At 58.8% G+C, this 245-nt stretch carries 1 pseudogene; it reads left to right on the top strand.

What is annotated here, in order from left to right:
* Positions 1-220: pseudogene (locus tag ACYP03_RS27525) on the top strand (5'/3'-nucleotidase SurE); the annotation flags it as partial.
* Positions 221-245 lie beyond the last annotated feature (25 nt).

Raw genomic sequence — 245 nt, 5'->3', positions numbered from 1 at the left:
CGGCATGGATCAGGCAACGGCTGAGGCCACCGCACAGGCGGCGATGCAGGGTAAGCAAGGGCTGTCGTTCGCCATGGGAGATGCCGGAGATGCCAACGCCAACTCGGAAGGCAATGCGGTGAAGGCGGGATATATCACTATCAGTACCATAGACGGCAATGTGCAGGCGTCGCGCGCCAAGGTGTCACTGACAGAGCAGCGTTTGCTGGGTCTGAACTAGGAGGCGGCGATGAAAAACTATTCAC

It is taken from the genome of Photobacterium sp. R1, assembly GCF_054600795.1.
The sequence above is the reverse complement of the archived record's forward strand: the minus strand, read 5'-3'. Positions and strand labels throughout refer to the sequence as shown.